Origin of the sequence: Pedobacter africanus (assembly GCF_040548825.1) — a bacterium.
Classification (GTDB): domain Bacteria; phylum Bacteroidota; class Bacteroidia; order Sphingobacteriales; family Sphingobacteriaceae; genus Pedobacter; species Pedobacter africanus_A.
The window spans coordinates 956636-980564 of record NZ_JBEPSL010000002.1; the positions used below are offsets into that span (position 1 = coordinate 956636).

The following is a 23929-nucleotide window of genomic DNA, read 5'->3' on the forward strand; positions in this document are numbered from 1 at the left end:
GCTTTAAGATTTAAGGTGCCAGGCTTTAGGTTTGGTAAAAGCCCTTAAGCCCTGGTGTGATAAGGTAGACCCAACGCCCGAATGCCGCCTGCCGCTCCATGGCAATCCGGCACTTACCCTGTCGCAGCAATTCCAGTAACCTGTTCCGGAGTCGATCTGCTTAAGGATCTGTTTTGCCCTATCCATGCTGGCCGAATAAACTGAGGCCGTTAAGCCATAAGCGGTATCCTGCATTAAATAAGTGGCTTCGGCATCGTCATTTACTTTCATGATACCGATAATGGGTCCAAAACTTTCTTCCTGCATCACCTTCATGTGGTTGGTTACATTGGTAAGTACAGTAGGTTCAAAATAATAGCCCTGGCCTTCTATACGTTTACCGCCTGCCAGCAGCAAGGCCCCATTTTGCTGGGCGTCTTTAACCTGGCGTTCCAGTACATCCAGCTGCTCTTTTCGGGTAAGGGCACCTATATACACGCCATCCTGTGTGGGTGGGCCCATTTTCCAGGATTTCACTTCATTTACAAAAGCGGCGATATAATCGTCGTACACCTTTTCATGTACATAAATACGTTCTACGGCACAGCAGCTTTGGCCGTTGTTGTAAAAAGCCCCATCGGCCGTGGCTGCAGCTACAGCAGTAATATCTTTTACATCATCGGCCACATACAAAGGGTCTTTACCGCCCAGTTCGAGCTGGCAGGGTACCATTTTTGGCGCTACACGTTCGTAAATGTGCTTGCCGGTTTTGTAGGAGCCGGTAAAAAAATAGCCGTCAAAGTTCATGTCCAGCAAATGCTCGCCGGTTTCTTTGCCACCCGTTGCCATTTTAAATACATCTTCGGGCAGTCCGGCCTGTTTCAGCAGACGGTCTATTTCCTGCCCGGTAAGGGTGGCATATTCTGAAGGCTTGTACATTACGGCATTTCCGGCCAGCAGGGCCGGGATGAAAACATTTACCCCCACCAGGTAAGGATAGTTCCATGCCGAAATGTTGCAGATGACCCCCAGGGGCTCATAACTTATCTGTTCTTTTAAACCATCGGCATCTGTTACCTGCTCATCAGCAAGGTACTGCTCCACATGGTCCAGCATCCAGCTGATCCTGTTGCGGGCACCGTTGATCTCATTACGGGATTGCTGCAGGGGTTTGCCTACTTCTGAAGTGAGCACCGCCGCCAGCTGCTCCTTTTCAGCTTCCAGCAGTTCATAAAACTTTGCAATGACCGCCTTACGTTCCTGCAAAGTTTTGGCAGCCCAGTTTTTCTGTCCCATTTTAAGCAGGTTGCGTTTGTGGGACAAGGATTTGCTATCGTCTTCTTTTACAGTGGTAATAATTTCTTCAGTAGCGGGATTTACAATGTTCATCGTTTGTGGTTTTTGACTTCCTTAATAAACTGTTCTTTAATTTTTTGGGACAAAGGGTTTTGCTCCTTTTCCTTCATTCTTTCGGGGTGCCATTGTACGGCAATCATAAAGGCCTTGCCGGTTTTATCTTTAAACTCCAGTCCTTCTATAATGGGGTTTGGGGTATCGGCATATACGCTTACCATCAGGTTTTCGCCAAGGGCATTGGGGTTTACGGCCTGGTGGTGGGCACTGTTTACCTGACCTCGTTTTTCGCCTGTTATGGCATACAGTAAGCTGTGGGTATTGACGATGACCTCGTGGATCTTGTCTTCGCTTTCTTTTTTATGCAGTTTATGGAGCTTTTCGCCGTTGTCTTCAAACACCTTTCCACCCTCCATAATGTTGATGTACTGCATGCCCCGGCATATGCCCAGTACCGGTATTTTTGCTTCCTGCGAATAGTTGTAAATGAGCCTTTCAAACTCATCCCTTTCGGGCAAAAACCTTTCGGGCATATAAGGGTATTCTTCGGCCCCTCCGTATATGGCCGGCAACACATCAATGCCCCCGGTAAGTACAAAGCCATCACACTTTTTAATGTCTTCCCGGTTGTTCTTGAGAAAGGAAAGTTCCACCAGTTCGATGTCCGCTCCAAGCTCGGCCGGCGTAAACCAGTTCCAATAGTTCTGGAAGTTTGCCTCCGAATAGCTTATTCCTATTTTCTTTTTCATTACAATCATCCTTTTTTTACACGCGCCCTAACCACTCTAAAACGCGCTAAACTGCGCTCAATCGCGTGCTAAAGCGCTTTTAGGTACAGCTGTTTAAAGTCTTCCCTGCTTACCGGCTTTGGATTGTTGGGATGGGCAAAGTCGGCAAGGGCCATGTCTGCCAATTTATCAATATGTTCTGATTTTACACCTATATCTGACAGGTGATGTGGAATATTTATTTTGCTGTTCAGGTTAAACAGGTATTGCACTACCGCCGCTCCGGTCTCCTCTTTGAGTTCCAGTGTCCTGGCAATGCGTCTGAACTTATCTTCAAAACCTGCGATATTGAACTCCATGCCGTAAGGAATGTTGACGGCATTGGCCAGGCCGTGGTGGGTATCCAGCAGAGAAGAAAGCGGATGGGCAAGGGAATGCACCACGCCCAACCCTTTTTGAAAGGCAATAGCACCCATCATAGAGGCCATCAGCATTTTGCTGCGGCTTTGCAGATCGGGTTTGTTTACGGCCTGCTCCAGGGCATCCTTGATCAGGGAAATGCCTTCGAGTGCAATCCCATCACACAATGGGTGCGGGTTTTTAGCTAAAAAAGCCTCCATATTGTGGGTAAGTGCATCCATTCCGGTGGCGGCGGTAATAAAAGGGGGCAGCTCCATGGTAAGCATTGGATCGGCAAATACAATTTTGGCCATGAGCTTTGGCGAAAAGAGGATCTTTTTCTGATGGGTCTCATCGTCGGCAATAATGGCACTGCGGCCCACTTCACTCCCCGTTCCGGCAGTGGTTGGCACCGTGATGAAATGCGGTACTTCGTTGGTTACATATACATCGCCGCCAATCAGGTCATCGTATTTAAAGAGGTCGGCCCGGTGGCTGGTACGCAACACGATTGCCCTGGCCACATCCAGCGCAGCACCGCCACCTATGCCAATAACACAATCCCTGCCGGTATCGTCCCAGATTTCGGTTCCTTTATATACATCACTTTTTACCGGGTTTTTATGGATATCACTGAACACCTCGGCAGAGATGCTGTTTGCATGCAGATCGGCAACGATGCCCCTGAAAAAGGGAAGCGCGGCAATGGTCGGATCGGTTACGATGAGCGCCCGTTTTAGTCCGTGCTGCTGCAGATAAGCAGGCAATTCTTTAATGGCCCCGGCACCAAAGCGGATGGTGGTAGGGAAATTGTACTGGTATACTTTATCAAATGTCATACTGGCGCATTATATAATTTCAAAATATCTTCTGAGTTCCCAATCGGTTACTACCCTGGCGTACTGCCGCCACTCCCATTCTCTTGTTAACGTAAAATGTTCAACAAACTGATTGCCAAACAGTTCTTTAGCCAATGCAGAATTTTTCATCCTTTGTGTAGCTTCATGAAGGTTTTGCGGGAGTACCCCGTTAGAGAGGTCCCTGTAGCCATTGCCTGTTGTGGCCTCTTTTTCCAGCTTCATGTTGTGCTGAACGCCATACAGACCTGCGGCAAGGCAGGCGGCCATGGCCAGATACGGGTTGGTATCGGAGCCTACTACCCGCGTTTCGAGCCTGCTGGCTTTGGCATTGCCGGGCAGGGCCCTTAAGGCTACTGTGCGGTTATCGATGCCCCAGGTTAAGGTAGTGGGTGCCCATGCCCCTTCTACCAGGCGTTTGTAACTGTTGATGGTTGGTGCAATCATGGGCAAAATTTCGGGCAGACAATGCAGTTGCCCGGCAATATAGCTCTTCATCAGAGCGCTCATGTTGCGTTCGTCCTTTTCGTCGTGGAACAGGTTCTTTTTAGAAGCTTTATCCCATAGGCTCTGGTGCACATGCCCGCTGCAGCCTGGAAGGTTTTCACTGATCTTGGCCATAAAGGTGGCCATGAGCCCATGCTTGTAGGCGATTTCCTTTACTGCGGTTTTAAACAATACGGCCTGATCGGCCGCTGCCAAAACCCCTGCATATTTAATGGCGGCCTCGTAAACGCCCGGACCGGTTTCGGTATGCAGGCCTTCTATAGGGATGTCAAACCTGCACAGCAGGTCAAAAAGATCGGTCATGTATTCATTTTTCAGCGTGCTGCGGAGGATGGAGTAACCAAACATACCCGGGCTGAGCGGATTGAGCTGGCGGAAATCTTTCTGGCTGGCCGTTTCGGGGGTCTCTGCAAAGTTGAACCACTCAAATTCCTGTGAAAAGTAAGGCGTATAACCACTGTTCTCGGCATCAACAAGTACCTTGCGGAGCAGCTGGCGCGGGCAGGTATAGGCCGGTCGGTGCTGTTCATCCACAAAATCGCCCAGAAAGAAAGGTACATCATTTTCCCAGGGGATTTTACGGAATGTGGCCGGATCCAATTGTACCTGTGCATCGGGATAGCCGGTATGCCATCCGGTATATTTGACATTGTCGTAGGCTACATCGCCCATATCCCAGCCAAAGGTAACATCGCAAAAGCCCAGGCGACCTTCAATAACAGCCGCAAACTTCTCGGCTGCAATGTACTTTCCCCTCAATACGCCATCAATATCGGCAACGGCCACTTTTACTTTTCCCGATGGGTGTTTTTTTACATAAGCTAAAATCTCTGGTATGGTCATGTGCTGCCTGGTTTAAAAATTTTATACAATAAAAAGGTGATGAGCAGGATGGAAAAATAAATAAGGCCCAGTTTAAGGTTAAAAATAAACATGGCCAGTATGGATACGACTGCAATACACAGCGAAATTACCGGGAAGGATGGGTAAAAAGGCACGCGGAAAGGCCGCTCCATCAGGGGTTCCCTTTTGCGTAGGATGATGATGGCCAGCATGGCAATGATGTACAGGGTAAGCGCACCAAATACGGAAATGATGATGATCTCGGACGTTTTGCCCGACAAGAGGGCCAGGATACCAATAACCATATTGCCAATGAGCGCATTGGCCGGGGTATGGAAACGTGGAGAGATTTTACCCAGGAAAGCAGGGATGTGCTGCACCCGGCCCATTTCGTAGGTAGACCGGCCTGCAGCCAGGATAAGGCCATGAAAAGAAGCCACCAGGCCGAACAGCCCAACGGTGATCAGCAGGTGGTACATCATGTGGCTGTTGCCGGTTATTTTTGCCAGGGCAAGCGGCAGAGGGGAATCAGAAGTTTCTCCGCCGGTCCCGTTTTTATACACAATGGCTTCCCAGCCTGCGATGCCTGTTGCGGTAACAAAAATGAGCACACATAGAATGGCCAGTGTAAGTATGGCCCAGCCAAAGCCTTTGCTGATGTCTTTCTGCGGATTTTTAGTTTCCTCGGCCACATTGGCAATGCCTTCTATGCCCAGGAAAAACCAGATGGCAAAGGGAATGGCGGCAAAGATGCCTTCCCAGCCATTGGGGAAAGCATTGTGGGTAAGGTTGGCCAGCTGGAACTTTGGTGCTGCCAGGCCTGAAAACAAGAGCAGCTCGCCCACGGCAAATACCGTAATAACCACTTCGAAGGATGCGGCGGCTTTAACCCCGTAAACATTGAGGGCAGTAAAAACCAGGTAAACAGAGATGGCGCAGGTTAAAATGGGCACCCCCGGAAAAAAGGCATTGAAATAAGCCCCTATGGCAAATGCGATGGCAGGAGGCGCTAAAATGAACTCTACAATCTGGGCGATACCGGCAATAAAGCCTATGTCTTTTCCCATGGCCTTACTGGCATAATCGAACACACCACCTGCCTTGGGAATGGCACAGGCCAGTTCGGCGTAACTAAAGGTAAAAGTAACATACATGAGCATGATGACAAGCGTGGCGACAGCCATGCCCCCTGTCCCGCCCTTTTCCAGGCCCAGGTTCCATCCAAAATACATGCCTGAGATCACATAGCCTACGCCCAGGCCCCACAACATAAAAGGGGTAAGTGTTTTCTTTAAACCTTTATTTTCTGTCATATGGTTTGGTTGGTTACTTCATTTATAAATATAAAATAAAAATTCTTTAATTTTTTTTACCGGGGCTTCTCATTACTGATCAACCGTTTGCGCAATAGCTTAATTTATGTTCCGGAGCTTTAATTTCAATAATTAAGTGAGATACACTTCTTAAAAAATTTGATAAAGTCGGCAGAGTAGTTATATTTACTGCTCCGTACAAAATTTAAGAACAAACGAATGGCTAGATTAAATCTTCTGGAGGAAACGCGCTTTGAAAAATTGCCTGTTTCTGTCTTTGAAAACCCCAAAGAAGCATCGCTTAGCGTTGCTCAGCGCATCGGGAACCTCATTAAAGAAAAACAAAAAACCAATTCCCATGCAGTTTTAGGCCTGGCTACCGGTGCAACACCTGTTGCCGTGTATGCTGAACTGGTAAGAATGCACAGGGAAGAGGGATTGAGTTTTAAGAATGTGATCACTTTTAACCTTGACGAGTACTACCCTATGCAGCCTACTGCTGCACAGAGCTATGTGACTTTCATGAACGAAAACCTGTTTGATCACATCGACATCGACAAGAACAATGTCAACATCCCTGATGGAACATTGAGCCTGGAGGAGATCCCTGCATTTTGTCTGGATTATGAGAAGAAGATTGGAGACCTTGGAGGACTGGACATCCAGATCCTCGGTATCGGACGTACAGGTCACATCGGATTCAATGAGCCAGGTTCTGCACCAAACTCAGGTACGCGTTTGGTTACACTGGACGACCTGACCAGACGTGATGCTGCAAGAGATTTCGGGGGTAAATCTTTTGTGCCTACAAAAGCAATTACCATGGGTGTTGGTACCATTTTCAAAGCCAGGGAGATCATCCTGATGGCCTGGAACAAGAAAAAAGCACCTATCATTAAAAAAACTGTTGAAGGCGAGATCTCGAGCGAGGTGCCGGCTACCTACTTACAGTTATCGGATAATGTAGAGTTCATTTTAGATAAGGATGCAGCTTCTATGCTGACCCGCTTTGATACACCATGGCTGGTTAAAGACTGTATATGGGATGAGAAACTGACCCGCAAAGCGGTGATCTGGCTGGCCAACACACTTAAAAAGCCTGTTCTTAAGCTTACTGAAGACGATTACAACAACAACGGTATGGCACAGCTTGCTGTTGAACAGGGCCCTGTTTACAACATCAACATCCATATTTTTAATAAATTACAGCATACCATAACCGGATGGCCGGGCGGAAAACCCAATGCTGATGATTCACAAAGGCCTGAGCGCGCAACACCTGCCAAAAAGCGCTCTATCATTTTCTCACCGCACCCTGATGATGATGTGATCTCTATGGGTGGTACTTTCATACGCCTGGTAGACCAGAAACATGATGTACACGTGGCTTACCAGACTTCGGGCAATACCGCTGTTTGGGACGATGACGCACTGCGCTTTGTGGAGTTTAACATCGACTTCTCTGAAAAAATGGGACTGGATGCATCGCACCTGAAAAAACTGTACCAGGATATGCGTTCTTTTATTGAGAAAAAGCAGCCTAACCAGATAGACACCCCTGAAATCCAAACGGTAAAAGGTTTGATCAGAAAAGGCGAGGCTATTGCCGGTGCACGTTATTGCGGACTGGACGATGACCACATCCACTTTATGGCATTGCCTTTTTATGAAAGCGGAAAAAGCCAGAAAAACCCGGTTACCGATGCCGATGTGGTGCTAACCATGGAATTGCTGCAAAAGGTAAAACCGGAGCAGGTATTTGCCGCAGGAGATTTTGAAGATCCACATGGCACACATATCGTTTGCTTTAACATTATCCTGGAAGCATTGAGGCGCCTGGCCAAAACAGAAGATTGGGTTAAAGATTGCTGGTTATGGATGTACCGCGGTGCATGGCAGGAATTTGAGACCTACGAAATTGAAATGGCCGTGCCATTGAGCCCTCAGGAAGTGGAGAGAAAAAAATTCGCCATTTTCAAACACCAGTCGCAAAAAGACAGGGCTGTTTTCCCGGGTGATGATGCAAGGGAATTCTGGCAAAGGGCTGAAGACCGGAACAGGGAAACTGCCCAGGCTTATGATAGCTTAGGCCTTGCAGAGTACGAAGCGATGGAAGCTTTTGTGCGCTATAAGTTCTAGTTAAATTTATTATATTTATAACCGCTGCCGATTAACCCGGCAGCGGTTTTTTTGTTTAAAAACCCTTTTATGAGCTCATCTTTAACTGCAACTTCTGCCCCGGCAAGGCTATTGTCGCTCGACTTTTTCAGAGGTGCAACCGTAGCCGCAATGATTTTGGTAAACAACCCGGGCGACTGGGGAAATGTTTATGCACCTTTAAGGCATGCGGAATGGAATGGTTGTACGCCAACCGATCTGATCTTCCCTTTTTTCCTGTTCATTGTAGGTGTATCCATTGCTTATGCCATGGGCAGCAAAAAAACGGATGCAGCAAGTCATGGAAAGACAATTTTAAAAGCATTAAAGCGGGCCCTGATCCTGTTTGGGCTTGGGCTGTTCCTGTCCCTCTATCCAAAAGTATTTACAGAACCCATTGCGGCATTTCAGGGAGTAAGGATTCCGGGGGTATTGCAGCGCATTGCTGTTGTTTTCCTGATCTCCTCTGTCATCTTTCTTAAAAATTCGGAACGGAACATTTTCAGGATACTGATTGCCCTGCTGGCAGTTTACTGGCTGCTGATGACCTTTGTGCCCGTTCCTGGTGTGGGTTATGCCAACCTGGAAAAAGAAACCAACCTGGGGGCATGGCTTGACCGAACCCTACTAACTGAGGCCCATTTATGGAAAGCGGCCAAAACATGGGACCCGGAAGGTATTTTGAGTACCATGCCTGCAGTAGCTACCGGCTTGTTTGGCGTACTGGTTGGAGTATATTTAAAACGTAAGGATGTAGACGCAGCCACGAAAATCAGCTGGCTGTTTTGTACAGGGACTGCCGCTGTAGCCCTGGGGCTGCTCTGGGATTTGCAGTTCCCCATCAACAAGGCCTTATGGACCAGCTCATTTGTACTTTATACTGGCGGCCTTGCTACCATTATCCTCTCTTTCTGTTACTGGATTATTGATGTGCAGCAATACAACCGCTTTACCAAACCTTTTGTAGTGTATGGCGTTAACGCCATCACTGTTTTCTTTTTATCGGGATTGATCCCACGTACACTGCGCATGTTTACCGTTAAGGCTGCAGATGGGTCGGAAATGAACCTGCAGGCCTGGTTGTATTCGGGCTTTGAATCCTGGCTCTCTCCTATCAATGCCTCGCTGGCCTGGGCCATTGCCTTTATCCTGTTCTGGCTGCTGATCCTCTGGGTGATGTACAAGAAAAAGATCATTATTAAAGTTTAAATTTACCAGAAGTGATATTCGCATACCACTGTTAAATTATGTTAAAAAACCACCTATCCTACGAACGCATTCGTAGTTTTGAGCAAACTAACTCTTATGATAAAAAGACATTTTAACGCCCTTTGTATAGGGCTTGCAACGGCGGTGGTCCTCAGCACTCCTGTCTTTGCGCAAAAGAAAACTGTGCCGGCTAAAAAGCCGGTGCAAAGTGCTGCAAAAATTGCAGGCACAATCATCCCCAACGACCCGAATGTAAAGATAGGCAAGCTGGCCAATGGCCTCACCTATTACATCCGCAAAAACCAGGAGCCGACACAACGGGCGGAACTCTACCTGGCCACAAGAATAGGCTCATTGATGGAAAACGATGACCAGCAGGGACTTGCCCACTTTACCGAGCACATGGCATTTAATGGCACCAAAGATTTCCCTAAGAACGAGATCATCAATTATTTGCAGAAAGCCGGTGTGCGCTTTGGGGCCGACCTGAATGCCTATACCGGTTTTGACCAGACTGTTTACCAGCTGCCCATCCCTACCGATAGTGCTGCTGTATTTAAGACCGGCTTTAAAATTCTGGCCAACTGGGCCGGTAAAATTGTAATGGAAGGTGAGGAAATTGATAAAGAGCGTGGCGTTATTGTAGAAGAAGACAGGCAGCGGGGTAAAAATGCCCAGGAACGCATGAGCAAACAACTGCTGCCGGTATTGCTGAAAGGCTCGCATTATGCCAATCGCCTTCCGATTGGAAAGCTGGACATCCTGCATTCTTTTACCCACGATAAGATCCGCAATTTTTACAAAGACTGGTACAGGCCAAACCTGCAGGCCGTAATTGCCGTAGGCGATTTTGATGTAAATGAGGTAGAGCAATTGATTAAGGACAATTTTTCTGGCCTGAGCAATCCGGCAAACCCAAGGCCCCGCCCTTCTTACGACCTGCCCGATAATAAGGAGCCCCTGGTTAAGATAGTTACCGATCCGGAACAGCAGTACAACGTTGCGCAGATTATGTATAAACAACGTGGCGGGGTGTTAAAAACAACGGCAGATTATAAAAAAAGCATGCTGTACAACATGATCAACAGCATGCTGGGTGCCCGAATTCAGGAAATTATGCAAAAAGACAATGCGCCATTTATACAGGCACAAAGCGGCTACGGAGCTTATCAAGGCGGATTGGTTCCGGGTATCAATGCCTTTCAATCGGTAGCGGTATCCACATCGGGTGCTACGCTGGAAAAGGCATTTACAGCTGTACTGGCCGAGAACGAACGCATGAGCAAATATGGCTTTGTGCAGTCGGAACTGGAAGTTGCCCGCAAAAACATCCTTGCAGGCAATGAAAAACGATTAAAAGAAAAGGACAAGACCTCTTCTTCTTCTTTTGTACAGAAATACCTGAACAATTTCCTTACCGGCACCAGCATCCCCTCTACAGAATATGCTTACGAGCTGACCAAAAAGACATTGAGCGAAATTACACTGGCAGAGGTAAATGCCCTGGCAAAAACACTGATCACCAAAGAAAACCAGATCATTGTTGTACAGGCACCTGAAAAAGAAAAAGCAAGTTTGCCTACGGAAGCCCAGCTGCTTGCTGCTTTAAAAAATGCGGCCAACAATGTTGCCGCCTATGTAGACAATACGGTTAACAAACCTTTGCTGGAGCAAAAACCTGTTGCCGGAAAGATCGTAAAAGAGGAAAAAATGGATCAGATAGGCGTTACAGGATGGGTGTTGAGCAATGGCATTAAGGTGTTGCTTAAACCTACAGATTTCAAGAACGACCAGATCATTTTCAGTTCATACGCCAAAGGCGGAACCTCTTTGGCTACAGATGCCAACTTCCGCTCGGCCGAGGCAGCAGGCCTGATTGCTGAGAGTGGTGTGGGCGACTTTAACCCTACGCAATTGAACAAGCTGCTTGCAGGAAATACAGGACGCGCAGGTGCCTATGTAAGCGACCTTTACCAGGGCTACAGTGGAAGCGCATCGCCTAAAGACCTGGAAACAGCTTTCCAGATGATCTACGCCTATGCCACCAACCCGCGCAAAGACGCAGAACTGTTCAATAAAAACATCAGCGACTATAAAGTAGTACTGGCCAACAAAAGTGCCAATCCGGAAAGCGTTTTTGGCGATACCGTACAGGCCGTTATGGCGTCTTACCACAAACGGGCCATGCCTACAAATTTGTCGGACCTGGATAAAATATCTTTAGACGAGGCTTTCAATTTTTACAAAGCACGCTTTGCAGACAACAGCGGACAGCATTTTGTGTTTGTGGGTAATTTTACCCTGGAAAGCATCAAACCTTTGATTGAGACCTATATTGCCAGTTTACCCGCCCAGAACAAAGCCGAGAATTTTGTTGACCTTGGCATATACCCGCCAAAGGGAAAAGTAAGCAAAACCGTTTATAAAGGCCTTGAAGATAAGGCAGAAGTGCAGTTGTACATTCATGGCGATTATGAATTTAATGCACAGACCAATATACAGCTGGATGCAGTAAAAGCGGCCCTGGAAAATAAAATACTGGAGCGCCTGCGTGAAAAAGAAAGCGGGGTTTATAGTCCGCAGGTAGGTCTTAGTGTAAGCAAATACCCTAAGGCACATTACTATTTTACGATTTCATTTAGCTGCGCAGCGGCAAATGTAGAAAAACTGATTGCAGCAGCACTGGACGAGGTGAAGCAGATTAAAGATAAAGGTGCAACAGCAGATGACATCAGCAAATTCAAATCAGAAGAACAACGCCAGGTAGAGCTTAGCCTGCGCGACAACAACTTCTGGCTGAACTACCTGAGCGGCCGCTTAAAGAATGATGACGATCTGGGACAGATACTTACCCTTAAAAAACGTTTGGATAGTGTTACCGTTGAAAGTTCTAAAGCCACTGCACAGCAATACCTGAATGAGGACAATTACATTCGCCTGGTATTGATGCCACAAAAATAAAAGGCCGGTTTTACTCGGCACTGGCGAGCTCTTTGGTCTGGATACCTACCGGACCACTGGGCTCGCTTTCGTTTTTAAGCCTGTCGAGCGCCGTAACCAGGTAATTGTACCTTTTCCCTTTCTCTACATTGGTATCTATAAAGCCTGGGAAATCCTCAAAACTGATCCGGAGGATATTCTTTGCGTTGAGGATATCTATCTTCTCTCCTTCATTAAAGCGGTACACCACATAACCAGATGCAGTTTCCCCATCACTGGCTTTTAAGGGGCGTTCCCATTTCAGGTGTACACCGTCCGCATGTGCCTCTGCCGTTAGGTTGAGTGGCTGATTGGGCACAACTTCATCCAGCCAGGGCATTTGTGGCGGCAAGGCCGGATATTTATAATAATTGTTTTTTAAGGAATCGCCCAAAGCCCTGGCAATGGTAGAGAAAGATTTGGAGCTAAAGAACACGCTGCCCTGGATGCGGTTACTTTCCCTGATGTGCCTGATCTGGTTGGGGATCTGGTTTGGAAAAGCCCAGGCAGCTTCTTTACGTGAGGTACCGTTGTGGATCAGATAAGCGCCATGGCCCACATAAACGTGCCTGCCGAAGGCATTGTTCGTCCACCAGTCGGATATTACGCCAAAAGGCGCCGCGCGGCGTGTGAAGCTGAAATAAATCTGCGGGTTGATGTAATCTACCCAACCTTCCTGGACCCACTTCCGGGAATCGGCATAAAGTTCTGAATAGTTGGACAGGCCATTTGTTGCCGAGCCCTGGCTATCTTCAGATTGATTTTTCCAGATGCCAAAGGGGCTTACCCCAAATTTAACGTGCTTTTTGTAATGGTGAATGCTATCGTCGAGCTGTTTGATCAGCATATCTACATTGTTCCGGCGCCAGTCGGAAATATTGGCGAAGCCATTGCCATACTTGCTAAAGGTTGCCGCATCGTTAATGGTTTGGCCGGCAATTTTATAGGGATAGAAATAATCGTCAAAATGAATCCCGTCTACATCGTATCCTTTGACTACGTCCAGAATTACCTGCACAATGTACTCGCGCACTTCGGGAATTCCCGGATCGAACTGCTTTTTCCCTCCATACACAAAGAAAAGGTCTGGCCGTTTGCGGGTCATATGATCGGGGCTAACTACTGCATTGGCGCTCATGGTAGCACGATAAGGGTTAAACCAGGCATGCAGTTCCATGCCCCTGGAATGGGCTTCCTTAATGGCAAATGCAAGTGGATCGTACCCCGCGGCCGGAGCCAGCCCCTGTCTGCCCATCAGCCATTGGCTCCAGGGCTCTCTTGATTTCGCATAAAAAGCATCTGCAGCAGGCCTGACCTGCAAAATAATGGCATTCATGCCGTTAGCTTTATGTTGTTCCAGCAGGCCTATCAACTCTTGTTTTTGCTGATCAATGCTTAAACCTGGTTTGGACGGCCAATCAATATTTGCAACAGTTGCAACCCATACACCCCGAAATTCTCTTTTTGGAGCAATTTTTGATGGGGTTTGTGCTATTAGGGAAATAGGGGTTATTAATATTGATAATAGTGCATAGATTATAGTTTTGAACATTTTTTGTAATTAGGATAGCTTAAAATCTGGTTTTCATTTGTTGTTTTCAGTATACAATACAGTAACTGGCTCAAGCAATTAAACGATTTTTTTTTAAGTCTCATACAATTTGAGTGTTTTTTTACCTAATCCTGCCATTTACTCCCTCCCTTTTTTTACTGTTTTTGAGATTTAGAACCAGAAAATGTCAGACCAAAAGGATATAATAAATAAAGGCGATCGCAATAAAATTTATTTTTTAATTGTGGTTATCGCTGCGTTATTAGGCACCAACCTTTATTTATACGTGAAAGACCAGCAGCAAAGCGAACGTTTTGTTACTGTAAGTACCGAAAAAGACCGCTTAAAACTTGAGGTAGAGAAAATTGAAGTGGAGCTGGATAAAGCAAACAACCTGAACCTTGTATTGAGTGAGAAGCTGCAGGAAGAACAAAAGCTGGCCCGTTTAAAAATTGCCGAACTAAAACAGGCTCTTCAAAAAGGGGTGCTGACCGAAGGAAAGCTGGTCGAAGCCCAGAAAGATGTTATGGAGCTGAGGACGTTTGTTAAAAATTACAGCGAACAGGTCTCCCAGCTGGAAAAAGAGAATGCAGACCTTAAGAACCAGCGCGACAGTTTAAAGGAGTTTGCCAATGCCGAGAGCCGCAAAGCCGAAGAACTTGCAAAAAAGAATGCTGAACTAAGTGCCAAAGTAAAAACTGGAGCCTCCCTAAAAGCAAACAATGTGTACATTATTGCCTATAAGGTGAAAAGCAGCGGAAAAAATATAGAAGTAACACGGGCAAGCACCGCCAAAAAATTGAGTGTTAAATTCGGTATTGTACCGAACCCGCTTGCCGAAAAAAATTACCATAAAATTTACCTGCGTATTTTTGATCCTGCGGGTAATCTGATTGCAGATGAGAACAATATGTTTGAGGCAGACGGCCAGGAAATGCAGTATACCTCGTCTACTTCCATCTCTTATAACGACGACAATACTTCTTATACGATGGACTGGGTTAATCCGGGTGAGTTTATAAAGGGAACGTATTCCATTATTCTGTACACAGATGGTTTTACAATGGGTAAAGCCTCAATTACCTTACGATAAAGGAAAACTCAGGTAGAAAGTAGTTCCTACATCTGCTGATGATTTAAAATCAACCGTACCTCCGGCGTTTTCTACGGCCTGTTTAACAAATGCAAGCCCCAAGCCTGTACCGGATGATTTTGTGGTAAAATTAGGTACAAATATCTTATCCTGCAGGTAAGGGTCTATTCCCTTGCCATTGTCTTCTACCTCAATAAACACATGTGTTTCGTTGTGCACAATCCTGATCTTGATCACACACCTGTTGTTGGCATTGCCTGCCTCGATACCATTTTTGAGCAGGTTATTAAAGGTACGCAGCAGCTGATCTTTATCACCAAGCACAGTCAAATCCCTCCCTGCATGGTTGAAAATATAGATCTCTGCGTCTTCTGCATTGGTAAAAACATCCCTTGCCTGTTCAATGATAGGCAAAAGCTGCAGTTTTTCGAGCTTGGTATCCGGCATTTTGGCAAAGTTGGAGAACTCGGAAGCAATGGTAGACAAGCTGTCGATCTGCTCGATAAACGATTTGTTAAAGCGCTCAAACTTCTTCTCGAAATTGGGATCTTTCTCCCTCCAGGATTTCTCCAGCAGCTGCACACCCAGTTTTAACGGGGTTAAAGGGTTTTTAATTTCATGCGCTACCTGCTTGGCCATTTCGCGCCAGGCGCTTTCACGTTCAGATCTGGCCAGCTTAGTCGCACTTTCCTCCAAAGCAGAGATCATTTTATTGTACTCCTTTATTAAAGAACCGATCTCATCGTGCCGCGACCACTGTATCGGCTGGTTCTTTTGCCCCAGTTTAGTTTTACGGATACTGTCTTGTATAAAGGTAAGCGGGCTGGTAATCTGGTTGGCCAGGAATACCGCAAGAATACCAATTGCAACAAACACCAGGGCATAAATATTGATGAGCGTATTGATAAACAACCCGATTTTACTTTGGTAATCTGCTTCATTGGCATAATAAGGCAAACCAATATAAGCAACCGTCTTGTTCAGTGAATTCTTTATAGGGGCGTAGGCGGAGGCATAAATAAAGTGTTCGCCAATGTGCTCTGTAGGATTAATATACTCCGATTTTTGTTGTATTTTGAGGTTGATATATGCCTCGGGGCCCATCTTCCTGCCTATGATCCCATAATCATACAACTTAGATAAAGAAGTAAAGCGCAAATCGCCATTGACATCAAACAGGTTCAGGTAGGTAGCATTGATATTGGCAAACTGGTTAAAATCAGCATTGGCCTGATCGGTAACCTCAGGTATCCCTCCTGTACTGAAAATCTGCTTTTCATAAGACATCTGTACCTTCCGGATTTTCTCCTTGATAAAATTCTCCTGCTGCTTCCGGTATTCTTCGCGGATGTAAAAATAGGTTGTCCAGCCAACGATCAGCAATGTGGCCACTACCGACAAAACAATGGAGAACTGGATACGGGTTTTATAAAGGATCTTATTGGCATTGATCATCAGCGAGCGGTTGATGTTAAACCAGCTTCCCCAGCTTTCATCAATATTTTTAAGCAGCCAGATCAAGGCATACAGGGTAATAGAAAAGATGATAAAGACGAGAAAGAAAAAGGACAGTGTAGCCAGGCGGGCCACATACGAGACCTTTTCCTTACTGATTACGATCATTTTATTGCTGGCTGGCATGTACACCAGATGGGTATAGTTCAGTGTATCACTAACAATCTCCCCTTTTCCAACGGAGCCCTTAAAATCGGCACTGGTAAGCTTATAGGTAAACTTGCCCGACTGGTTGATCAGTTTCCCGGAACTATAAAAAGCAAAGGAATAACTGCTGTAATCGTCTTCGCTCTTAATTTTTCCATCGGCTAGTATTTCGGGCAATTGACTGTTGTAATTGTATTGCGGTGATTTAAGGTCGATCACCAATGTGCCGAGGATCCTGTTGTCTACAAATATGGGAATGATACCAAAATAGTTCTGATACCCGAAAGTATAGTTGAGCCGGTAAAAGAAATTAGATTCGGGTACTTTAACAGAACCCGATTTAACCAGGTCTTTGTAATAGCTTAGTGCAACCGATTTTTCAGTGGAAATGATCGAGTCGCCGTCATTAAACTCATATAAATTGTATTCGAACTGGGTAAGGTAGCCCCCCAGCAGGATCTTATTGACGTGCTTCTGTAAATCAAAAGTGGATTCTAATATTGCAGGCTGCTTGAAATACTCGGCGATAAAGGCATCTGTTGAAACGGCCTTCTCCAGGCTTTCAATGGAGCTGATAACTTTGGGATCATCTGTAGACCCCAGTTTCTGCGCAATGTTATACCTTTTTTCCTTTTCTTTTAAATCTGTAAACCTCAGGTATTTTATGGAGGTAATGAAAGCCAGGCAAAAGAACAGGGCGGCAAATATGCCTATAGAGAATTTTTTATTCCTGATATAGATGTTCCATGCCATGATAAAAATGAACAGGGCATAGGCGATAAAAAATATACTGAAGCCGGTTGCCAGGCGGTAAACCAGGTACACAAAAAATGCCGTAAGAAAGAGGATCAGCCGTTCGCGGTTGTTTACATTCAACTGCAGGGTTTGCTGCATAAATATATTCCCGATAAGGTACATGTTGAACCAAACCAGGCATAAAATGATGATACTCACCCAGCTGATCCAACCCAGGTTAATGATATTGGTAATATTGAAGTTTATTTTTGAGTTTTTGATAAAGCCAAAAAACACCTGATCAAATAAAAAGGCAAGTCCGCTAAATACAATCAGCAATACCAAATGAAAAATAAGTCCGCCAGCTTTACTGCTTTTAATCCATTCAGGCGCCTTGTACTTATCACTATAGGTGTACATAAAAAGTACCACCCAGGTAATGGCAATTACATTGAGCAGAAAATCGCCCAGGGAAGGGAGGAAAAAGCTTTCCCCGAAAATTGTGGGGCTAAATATCTGCAGGTTAAACTGGTGGTTAAACCAGCCATATTCCAGGTCTGTAATCCTTATAGCCAGGAAGAAAACGATCAGCAATAGTGTTCCAGCAACCGGTCTTCCTCCTTTTGCCAGCCAGGCAGAGAGGGAATTAAAGAACAAACAGAAACTAAAAAGCCCGATGATCCAGAGCCAGACTTCTATTGTAGCGTAAATACCCTTGGAGTAGCCCTGTTTTAACTTTACCTCAAACAGCGGCTCGCCTTTTATGGTTTTAATGCCGTAAACATCCCTGTCGGAATAACTGGCAAGCGACAGGGAATTGGCAGGGCAAAGGTGTTTTGAAATGGTATTTTCGAGATACTGGTTCTGGATGTCGAACTGGCTTTTGACATCTATCAGAAAAACAAGGGTATAATTGCCTGCTTTTTGTTTGATGACTTCATACGAACCGTTACGCAACCCTACGAACGAGGAGCCTTCTTTTATGTTTTCAGGGTTGGAGGGAAAAGCCCTGAACGAGCTCCAGAACTTAAGTTCGTCTTCCTCATACACCAGAATATTGATACCACGGCCACGGTAAGCCTTAATGAAAGAAAGGCCAAAATTCTCATTCAGGTGATAGCTTTTTGCATTTTCTACCTGTTTGGGATCGGATAAAAAATTATAAACGATCTGCTCTTTTGCTTCCAGGTTTTTCTGAAGCTGGTGTGCTTCATAACTGAGCAGTTCTTTCTTGGTAATGGAGTGCCTTAAAGATAAAGCGGTAACAATACAACAAGCGCCCAGTATCAATAAAAGAAATCGTATTTTACCTCTTATACCCACGCTTGCTGTATTTTATATGTTCATTTCATGGATCAGGCAGTGGCGGAACTGGTCTGCACGGCCCTGCTTACTTTTTTTACCAGACCTTGTAGTACATTTCCCGGGCCAACTTCGATAAATTCATCAGCACCGTCTGCGATCATGCGTTCAACAGTCTGCGTCCACTTCACAGCGCCGGTTAACTGGGTGATCAGGTTTGCTTTTATTTTTTGAGGATCGGTATTCGGCTGCGGATCAACATTCTGATAAATAGGACACACCGGAGATTGAATGCTCACTTTTTCTATGGCCTCCTGAAGTTCTACCCGTGCCGGCTCCATTAAAGGCGAGTGAAAAGCACCACCTACATTTAGTTTCAATGCACGTTTTGCCCCTGCCTCTGTGAGTTGCTGACAAGCGAGGTCAACCCCTTCAATGCTTCCGGAAATTACGATCTGCCCTGGACAGTTGTAATTGGCTGCTACTACAACCGCATCAATACCTGCACAAACATTTTCGACAACCTCATTTTCAAGTCCCAGAATTGCTGCCATTGTAGAGGGCTGCAGTTCGCAAGCCTTTTGCATGGCATTTGCACGTGTAATCACCAGCCTTAAGCCATCTTCAAAAGACAGTGCATTGGCTGCAACCAGCGCAGAGAACTCTCCAAGAGAATGTCCGGCCACCATATCCGGTTTAAAATCGGCGCCCAAAGTTTTGGCAAGGATTACAGAATGCAAAAATATGGCTGGCTGGGTAACTTTTGTTTCTTTCAGCTCCTCGTCGGAGCCCGAAAACATAATGTCGCTGATGCGAAACCCTATGATCTCATTTGCTTTTTCAAATAAGGTCCTGGCAACTTCATTTTCATAAAGTTCCTTACCCATGCCTGAAAACTGGGCACCTTGTCCCGGAAAAATATATGCTTTCATTTATTTACTGTTTTAAACTTCAGGAGTAAAGCTCCTCTAATGCTATTTTTTGCTATTAATGCAGGTTTGCCGTAATCAGTCTCAAGAACTCTGCCCTGGTTTTGTCCTTCGCAAATTCGCCGGTAAATGCGGAGGTTGTGGTTACAGAATTTTGTTTCTGTATACCTCTCATAGCCATGCACAGGTGCTTGCATTCAATTACTACCGCTACACCTGCCGGCATCAATGTATCCTGGATACAATCGCGGATCTCATTGGTTAAACGTTCCTGTACCTGTAACCTTCGTGCAAAGGCATCTACGATGCGCGGGATTTTACTTAAGCCTACAATATGCCCGTTAGGGATATAAGCCACATGGGCCTTGCCAAAAAAAGGCAGCATGTGGTGTTCGCACATAGAAAATACTTCTATGTCCTTTACGACTACCATCTGGCTGTAATCTTCTTTAAACATCGCTGAGCGCAATATTCCGGCAGGATCTACATCGTATCCATGCGTAAGGTATTGCAAGGCTTTAGCAACACGTTCAGGTGTTTTTATCAGGCCTTCGCGTTCCGGATTTTCTCCAAGCTGACCCAGGATGTCCTTATAATGATCTGCAACAGCAGCTATTTTCCCTTCGTTGTAACGGTCTATTTTAATGTACCCGTTATCTTCATCATCTAAGTGATTTGTGTGATTATCCATATGTACAATTAATGACCGAAGTATTCAACAAAGTTATTTTCGGTCTCGTAAATTTTTATGCTGTGCAGTTGTGCCCCGGATTCTGCGATCAGGTTTACCAATTCATCCCAGATGGCTACAGCGAGGTTCTCTGTAGAGGCCAGCTTGCCTTTCATGAAATCCACATCAAGGTTCAGGTTCTTATGGTCAATTTTATCAACCACATAAGTATTGGTAATGTCTTTAAGCCATTTAAGGTCTACCAGGAAGCCGGTTTCGGGATTGATCTCGCCCTTAACGGTTACATACAACTGGTAGTTGTGGCCATGCCAGTTGGGGTTAGCACACTTGCCATAAACTTCTGTATTTTGTGCTTCGGTCCAGTCTGGCCTCGATAATTTATGTGCAGCGTTAAATGATGCTTTTCTGGTTATATAAATCATGCTCTGTTATATTATTGACAAATATACGCAGAAAGGTTAAAGTAGAAAGGTTAAATCTCTAACTTAGCTGGTATGAAGATTCTTTTGGTTGCCGCCACCTGGCCGGAAATAGCGTCATTAGCAGCTCACTTTCAGTTGCCTGAAAAGGATTTTGTGAAAACGGAGCACTTTGATTTGCTGGTTACAGGCGTGGGCATGACTGCCACAGCATATGCCCTGGGCAAGCATCTTTCCGGCAATTATAAGCTTGTGCTGAACCTGGGCATTGCGGGTTCTTTTAACCGTAACCTGCCACTGGGAACAGTACTGAACATCATCAGCGATGAATTTGCCGAACTCGGTGCAGAGAACGGGACTGAATTTCTGAGTATTGATGAGCTGGGTTTTGGCCGGGCAGGATATACGGCGGTCAATAACCTGCTTCATGAGGATGTGAACAAACTCCAGAAAGTAAAGGGGATTACCGTAAACCGTGTGCATGGTGATGCTGCAAGCATTGAACGGATTATAGCGCAATCCAATCCGGTAACAGAAAGCATGGAAGGTGCCGCTGTACTTTATTGCTGCCATGAGGCGGCTTTGCCCTGCCTGCAGATCAGGAGTATTTCCAATTACGTAGAGCCCCGAAATAAAGAGAACTGGCAGATTGGCCTGGCCATTAAAAACCTGAATGAATGGGCGATTGGATTTTTGACAAATACATAACCAACAGTTTTTAGCGAGTCCTTACATTTACAGCATGAAACTTAGCCTTGGCTTTTCGCCCTGCCCAAATGATACTTTTATTTTTGATGCGCTGATCCACCATAAGATTGACACGGAAGGTTTAGAATTTGAAGTCTTTTTTGACGATGTGGAAACCTTGAACCAAAAGGCATTCCGCGGGGAACTGGACATTACAAAACTAAGTTTTCATGCATTTGCCTATGTACATGAGCAGTATGCACTCCTGGATTCTGGAAGTGCCCTGGGCTTTGGTGTAGGCCCTTTGCTGATTTGCCGCAACGAGAGTTTTGCCGCCAGCAAAGAACATTTAAGCCCGGATTTAAAGGTCGGTATCCCGGGCAGATATACTACCGCAAATTTTCTGTTGGGTATTGCTTTCCCCCATTTGACAAATAAACAGGAAATGGTTTTCTCAGCAATAGAAAGTGCTTTATTGGAAGACAGGATTGATCTGGGCCTGATTATTCATGAAAACAGGTTTACTTATGCTGATAAAGGCCTGCATAAAGTGATAGACCTGGGTAATTACTGGGAAGAAAAGACCAGCTGTGCCATCCCCCTTGGTGGTATTGTAGTTAACCGCAGGCTGGACCAGGAGACAAAAGAAAAAGTAAACAGGTTGATCAGAAAGTCTGTTGAATTTGCCTTTGCCAACCCCAAATCGGGAGTTGAGTTTATCCGGCAGCATGCCCAGGAAATGAGCGAAGAGGTGATGTACAGGCACATTGACCTTTATGTAAACAAATACAGCATTGAACTGGGAATGGAAGGAAGAAAAGCGATAGATGTGCTTTTTGAAATGGCCAGAAAAAATGGCCTGATCCCCGCGGCTAAGCAGGATATTTACCTGACAAGCCCGGTTTTTTAATTGCAGGGCCCATCAGGGATTTCTTTGGTGATCTTTAATAATTTGGTGACCACCATTGTCGAATCAAAATCGGCAGACATGCTTAGACTATCTGACTTTATGGCATGCGCCTCTGCTTCGATATAAACAGGCTCATAAGGCTTTTCAAAATTAAAATTGCTGTAAGCCAGCTCCAGTGTTTTTGCACTATCGGCCACCCAGTACTCGGTGCCTTCCTCACAATCGGTAAAAGACTTCAACTCAGGACCAAAACTGTATAAACCTTTTATGACACGGGTATTGCCTTTTTTTGTTTCTGCAGGTCGGGGATTACAGGCCATTGCAGTAACAGCAAGGGCTATTGTTAAAAATAGCAGGCTTTTAAATATATTCATGATTTAGAGATCTTGATTTAAATGATTTATCTTCTTTACGCTCAAATTAGATGACAAAGCTGATGCCATAAACGAAAAAACACTCACTGTTAAAAATACCAGCAAAAAATCCTTCCATTTTAAGGCAACCGGATAGGCATTGGTGATGACCAGGTTATCCTGCGTCATTTTTACCAGTCCGAACCTTTGCTGCAGGAGGCAAAAGCCCAGGCCTACAATAAGGCCAAATACACAGCCTGCCATGGTGATCATCATGCCTTCCAGCAGAAATATTCTTTTAATCAGCTTTTTACCTGCTCCCAGGCTGCTGAGGATGGCAATGTCTTTCAGTTTATCAATGACCAACATGGTTAACGAGCCAATGATGTTAAATATGGCAATGATCAGTATAAAGGTCAGGATGATGTACACCGCCCATTTTTCACTGCCTAAGATATTATACAATACTTTATTCTGCTGTATTCTGTCCTTAATTTCAAAATTTTGCCCAATATGTTCCTCTATATTTGCCTTGAACTGATCTGCATCAACTCCCCGTTCCAGGTTAATTTCAATGGATGAAATCCTGACCGGTTCTTCCAGCAGCTTTCTTGCAAACCTTAAAGGCACAATGGCTACGTTATCAAAATCCTGCTGAACTTCAAAAACTCCCGAAACAGGAATAGAAAGTATGGTAAAATCATCTGCAGGATTAACTGAACTTACACTGCTGGCTTTCTTTTTAGGGGAAAAAACCTGAAGCGGATTAAAAGGATCGGTGGTATTCACCATCAGAAAAGTCTGAATTGCCGAACCAATAACCGCATAATTGAGGCTTTTATTTTCGAGGGTAAAATTACCGTCAATGGTGATACTATCCAGGCTTTTGTTCTTCAGGTAATCTGTGCTGACGCCCTTTACCAGTCCTACAGACTGTTTGTCATTGTACCGCAGCAGCGCATTTTCAGCCAGCACCTCGGTAAAAGAATACACCCCTTTTTCTTTTCTTAATTTGTTAAAGTATGGGGTATTGGGATCAAATGTCTTTCCCTGAACCGGAGATATGACAATTTGCGGGGTAATGGTATTGAACATTTTCAACACCACCTCTTCAAAGCCGTTGAATACAGACAAAATGATAATCAGCGCAGCACTGCCAACGAAAACACCCGCTACAGAAATGGTAGAAATGATGTTAATGGCGTTGGTAGATTTCTTTGCAAAAAGATACCGGCGGGCTATGTAAAACGGTGTATTCAATATAAAACGATA

Annotated in this window: 18 protein-coding genes; 6 read left to right on the forward strand and 12 right to left on the reverse strand. The window is 45.3% G+C overall.

Going from position 1 to position 23929, the window contains the following annotated elements; translation table 11 throughout:
- Positions 1 to 3: 3 nt before the first annotated feature.
- The 5 genes from ABIE26_RS14120 to eat form a co-directional block, all read right to left on the reverse strand.
- The gene (locus tag ABIE26_RS14120; RefSeq protein WP_310141965.1) at positions 4 to 1368 is read right to left on the reverse strand and encodes an aldehyde dehydrogenase family protein; all 1365 of its coding nucleotides are present in this window, start codon (positions 1366 to 1368) and stop codon (positions 4 to 6) included.
- Complete coding sequence (locus tag ABIE26_RS14125; RefSeq protein ID WP_310141963.1) at positions 1365 to 2081, reverse strand: gamma-glutamyl-gamma-aminobutyrate hydrolase family protein; 717 nt, start codon at positions 2079 to 2081, stop codon at positions 1365 to 1367. The genes ABIE26_RS14120 and ABIE26_RS14125 overlap by 4 nt, the downstream gene beginning before the upstream one ends.
- Positions 2082 to 2149: 68 nt before the next feature.
- The gene (locus ABIE26_RS14130; protein WP_310141960.1) at positions 2150 to 3298 is read right to left on the reverse strand and encodes an iron-containing alcohol dehydrogenase; all 1149 of its coding nucleotides are present in this window, start codon (positions 3296 to 3298) and stop codon (positions 2150 to 2152) included.
- A gap of 9 nt (positions 3299 to 3307) precedes the next feature.
- A complete protein-coding gene (locus tag ABIE26_RS14135; protein WP_310141959.1) occupies positions 3308 to 4666 on the reverse strand; it encodes a glutamine synthetase family protein in 1359 nt (452 codons plus the stop codon).
- A complete protein-coding gene (gene eat / locus ABIE26_RS14140) occupies positions 4663 to 5979 on the reverse strand; it encodes an ethanolamine permease (protein ID WP_310141958.1) in 1317 nt (438 codons plus the stop codon). Before eat ends, ABIE26_RS14135 begins: the two co-directional genes overlap by 4 nt.
- Before the next feature lie 219 nt (positions 5980 to 6198).
- Between eat and nagB the strand changes: the two genes are divergently transcribed.
- From nagB to ABIE26_RS14155, 3 genes are all read left to right on the forward strand, one after another.
- Complete coding sequence (nagB, locus tag ABIE26_RS14145) at positions 6199 to 8118, forward strand: glucosamine-6-phosphate deaminase (RefSeq protein WP_310141957.1); 1920 nt, start codon at positions 6199 to 6201, stop codon at positions 8116 to 8118.
- 69 nt (positions 8119 to 8187) lie between these two features.
- The gene (locus ABIE26_RS14150; RefSeq protein ID WP_310141956.1) at positions 8188 to 9345 is read left to right on the forward strand and encodes an acyltransferase family protein; all 1158 of its coding nucleotides are present in this window, start codon (positions 8188 to 8190) and stop codon (positions 9343 to 9345) included.
- A gap of 96 nt (positions 9346 to 9441) precedes the next feature.
- A complete protein-coding gene (locus ABIE26_RS14155) occupies positions 9442 to 12306 on the forward strand; it encodes a M16 family metallopeptidase (RefSeq protein ID WP_310141955.1) in 2865 nt (954 codons plus the stop codon).
- 10 nt (positions 12307 to 12316) lie between these two features.
- Here ABIE26_RS14155 and ABIE26_RS14160 read toward each other — a convergent pair whose 3' ends face one another.
- Positions 12317 to 13876 (reverse strand): glycoside hydrolase family 10 protein, encoded by a 1560-nt coding sequence (locus ABIE26_RS14160; RefSeq protein ID WP_310141954.1) that lies wholly within the window; start codon positions 13874 to 13876, stop codon positions 12317 to 12319.
- A gap of 184 nt (positions 13877 to 14060) precedes the next feature.
- On the opposite strand from ABIE26_RS14160, the gene ABIE26_RS14165 reads away from it, so the two are divergent.
- Positions 14061 to 14969, forward strand: a complete 909-nt coding sequence (locus tag ABIE26_RS14165; RefSeq protein ID WP_310141952.1) for a hypothetical protein — start codon at positions 14061 to 14063, stop codon at positions 14967 to 14969.
- Here ABIE26_RS14165 and ABIE26_RS14170 read toward each other — a convergent pair.
- The 4 genes from ABIE26_RS14170 to ABIE26_RS14185 are packed head-to-tail and all read right to left on the reverse strand — an operon-like array spanning position 14961 to position 20710.
- The gene (locus ABIE26_RS14170) at positions 14961 to 18689 is read right to left on the reverse strand and encodes a sensor histidine kinase (protein WP_310141951.1); all 3729 of its coding nucleotides are present in this window, start codon (positions 18687 to 18689) and stop codon (positions 14961 to 14963) included. The two genes, ABIE26_RS14165 and ABIE26_RS14170, sit on opposite strands and share 9 nt — an antisense overlap.
- A gap of 32 nt (positions 18690 to 18721) precedes the next feature.
- Positions 18722 to 19600, reverse strand: coding sequence for an ACP S-malonyltransferase (gene fabD / locus ABIE26_RS14175; protein ID WP_310141949.1), 879 nt, complete (start codon positions 19598 to 19600; stop codon positions 18722 to 18724).
- A gap of 55 nt (positions 19601 to 19655) precedes the next feature.
- A complete protein-coding gene (gene folE / locus ABIE26_RS14180) occupies positions 19656 to 20288 on the reverse strand; it encodes a GTP cyclohydrolase I FolE (RefSeq protein ID WP_084238131.1) in 633 nt (210 codons plus the stop codon).
- A gap of 8 nt (positions 20289 to 20296) precedes the next feature.
- The gene (locus ABIE26_RS14185; RefSeq protein ID WP_084238132.1) at positions 20297 to 20710 is read right to left on the reverse strand and encodes a 6-pyruvoyl trahydropterin synthase family protein; all 414 of its coding nucleotides are present in this window, start codon (positions 20708 to 20710) and stop codon (positions 20297 to 20299) included.
- A 72-nt stretch (positions 20711 to 20782) separates the two neighbouring features.
- Between ABIE26_RS14185 and mqnB the strand changes: the two genes are divergently transcribed.
- A complete protein-coding gene (gene mqnB / locus ABIE26_RS14190; protein ID WP_310141947.1) occupies positions 20783 to 21415 on the forward strand; it encodes a futalosine hydrolase in 633 nt (210 codons plus the stop codon).
- 34 nt (positions 21416 to 21449) lie between these two features.
- Positions 21450 to 22304 (forward strand): menaquinone biosynthesis family protein, encoded by an 855-nt coding sequence (locus ABIE26_RS14195; protein ID WP_310141946.1) that lies wholly within the window; start codon positions 21450 to 21452, stop codon positions 22302 to 22304.
- Here the strand turns inward: ABIE26_RS14195 and ABIE26_RS14200 are convergent.
- Positions 22301 to 22678, reverse strand: coding sequence for a hypothetical protein (locus ABIE26_RS14200; protein ID WP_084238135.1), 378 nt, complete (start codon positions 22676 to 22678; stop codon positions 22301 to 22303). The genes ABIE26_RS14195 and ABIE26_RS14200 overlap by 4 nt on opposite strands.
- 3 nt (positions 22679 to 22681) lie before the next feature.
- Positions 22682 to 23917 (reverse strand): FtsX-like permease family protein, encoded by a 1236-nt coding sequence (locus tag ABIE26_RS14205; protein ID WP_310141943.1) that lies wholly within the window; start codon positions 23915 to 23917, stop codon positions 22682 to 22684.
- Positions 23918 to 23929: the final 12 nt, after the last annotated feature.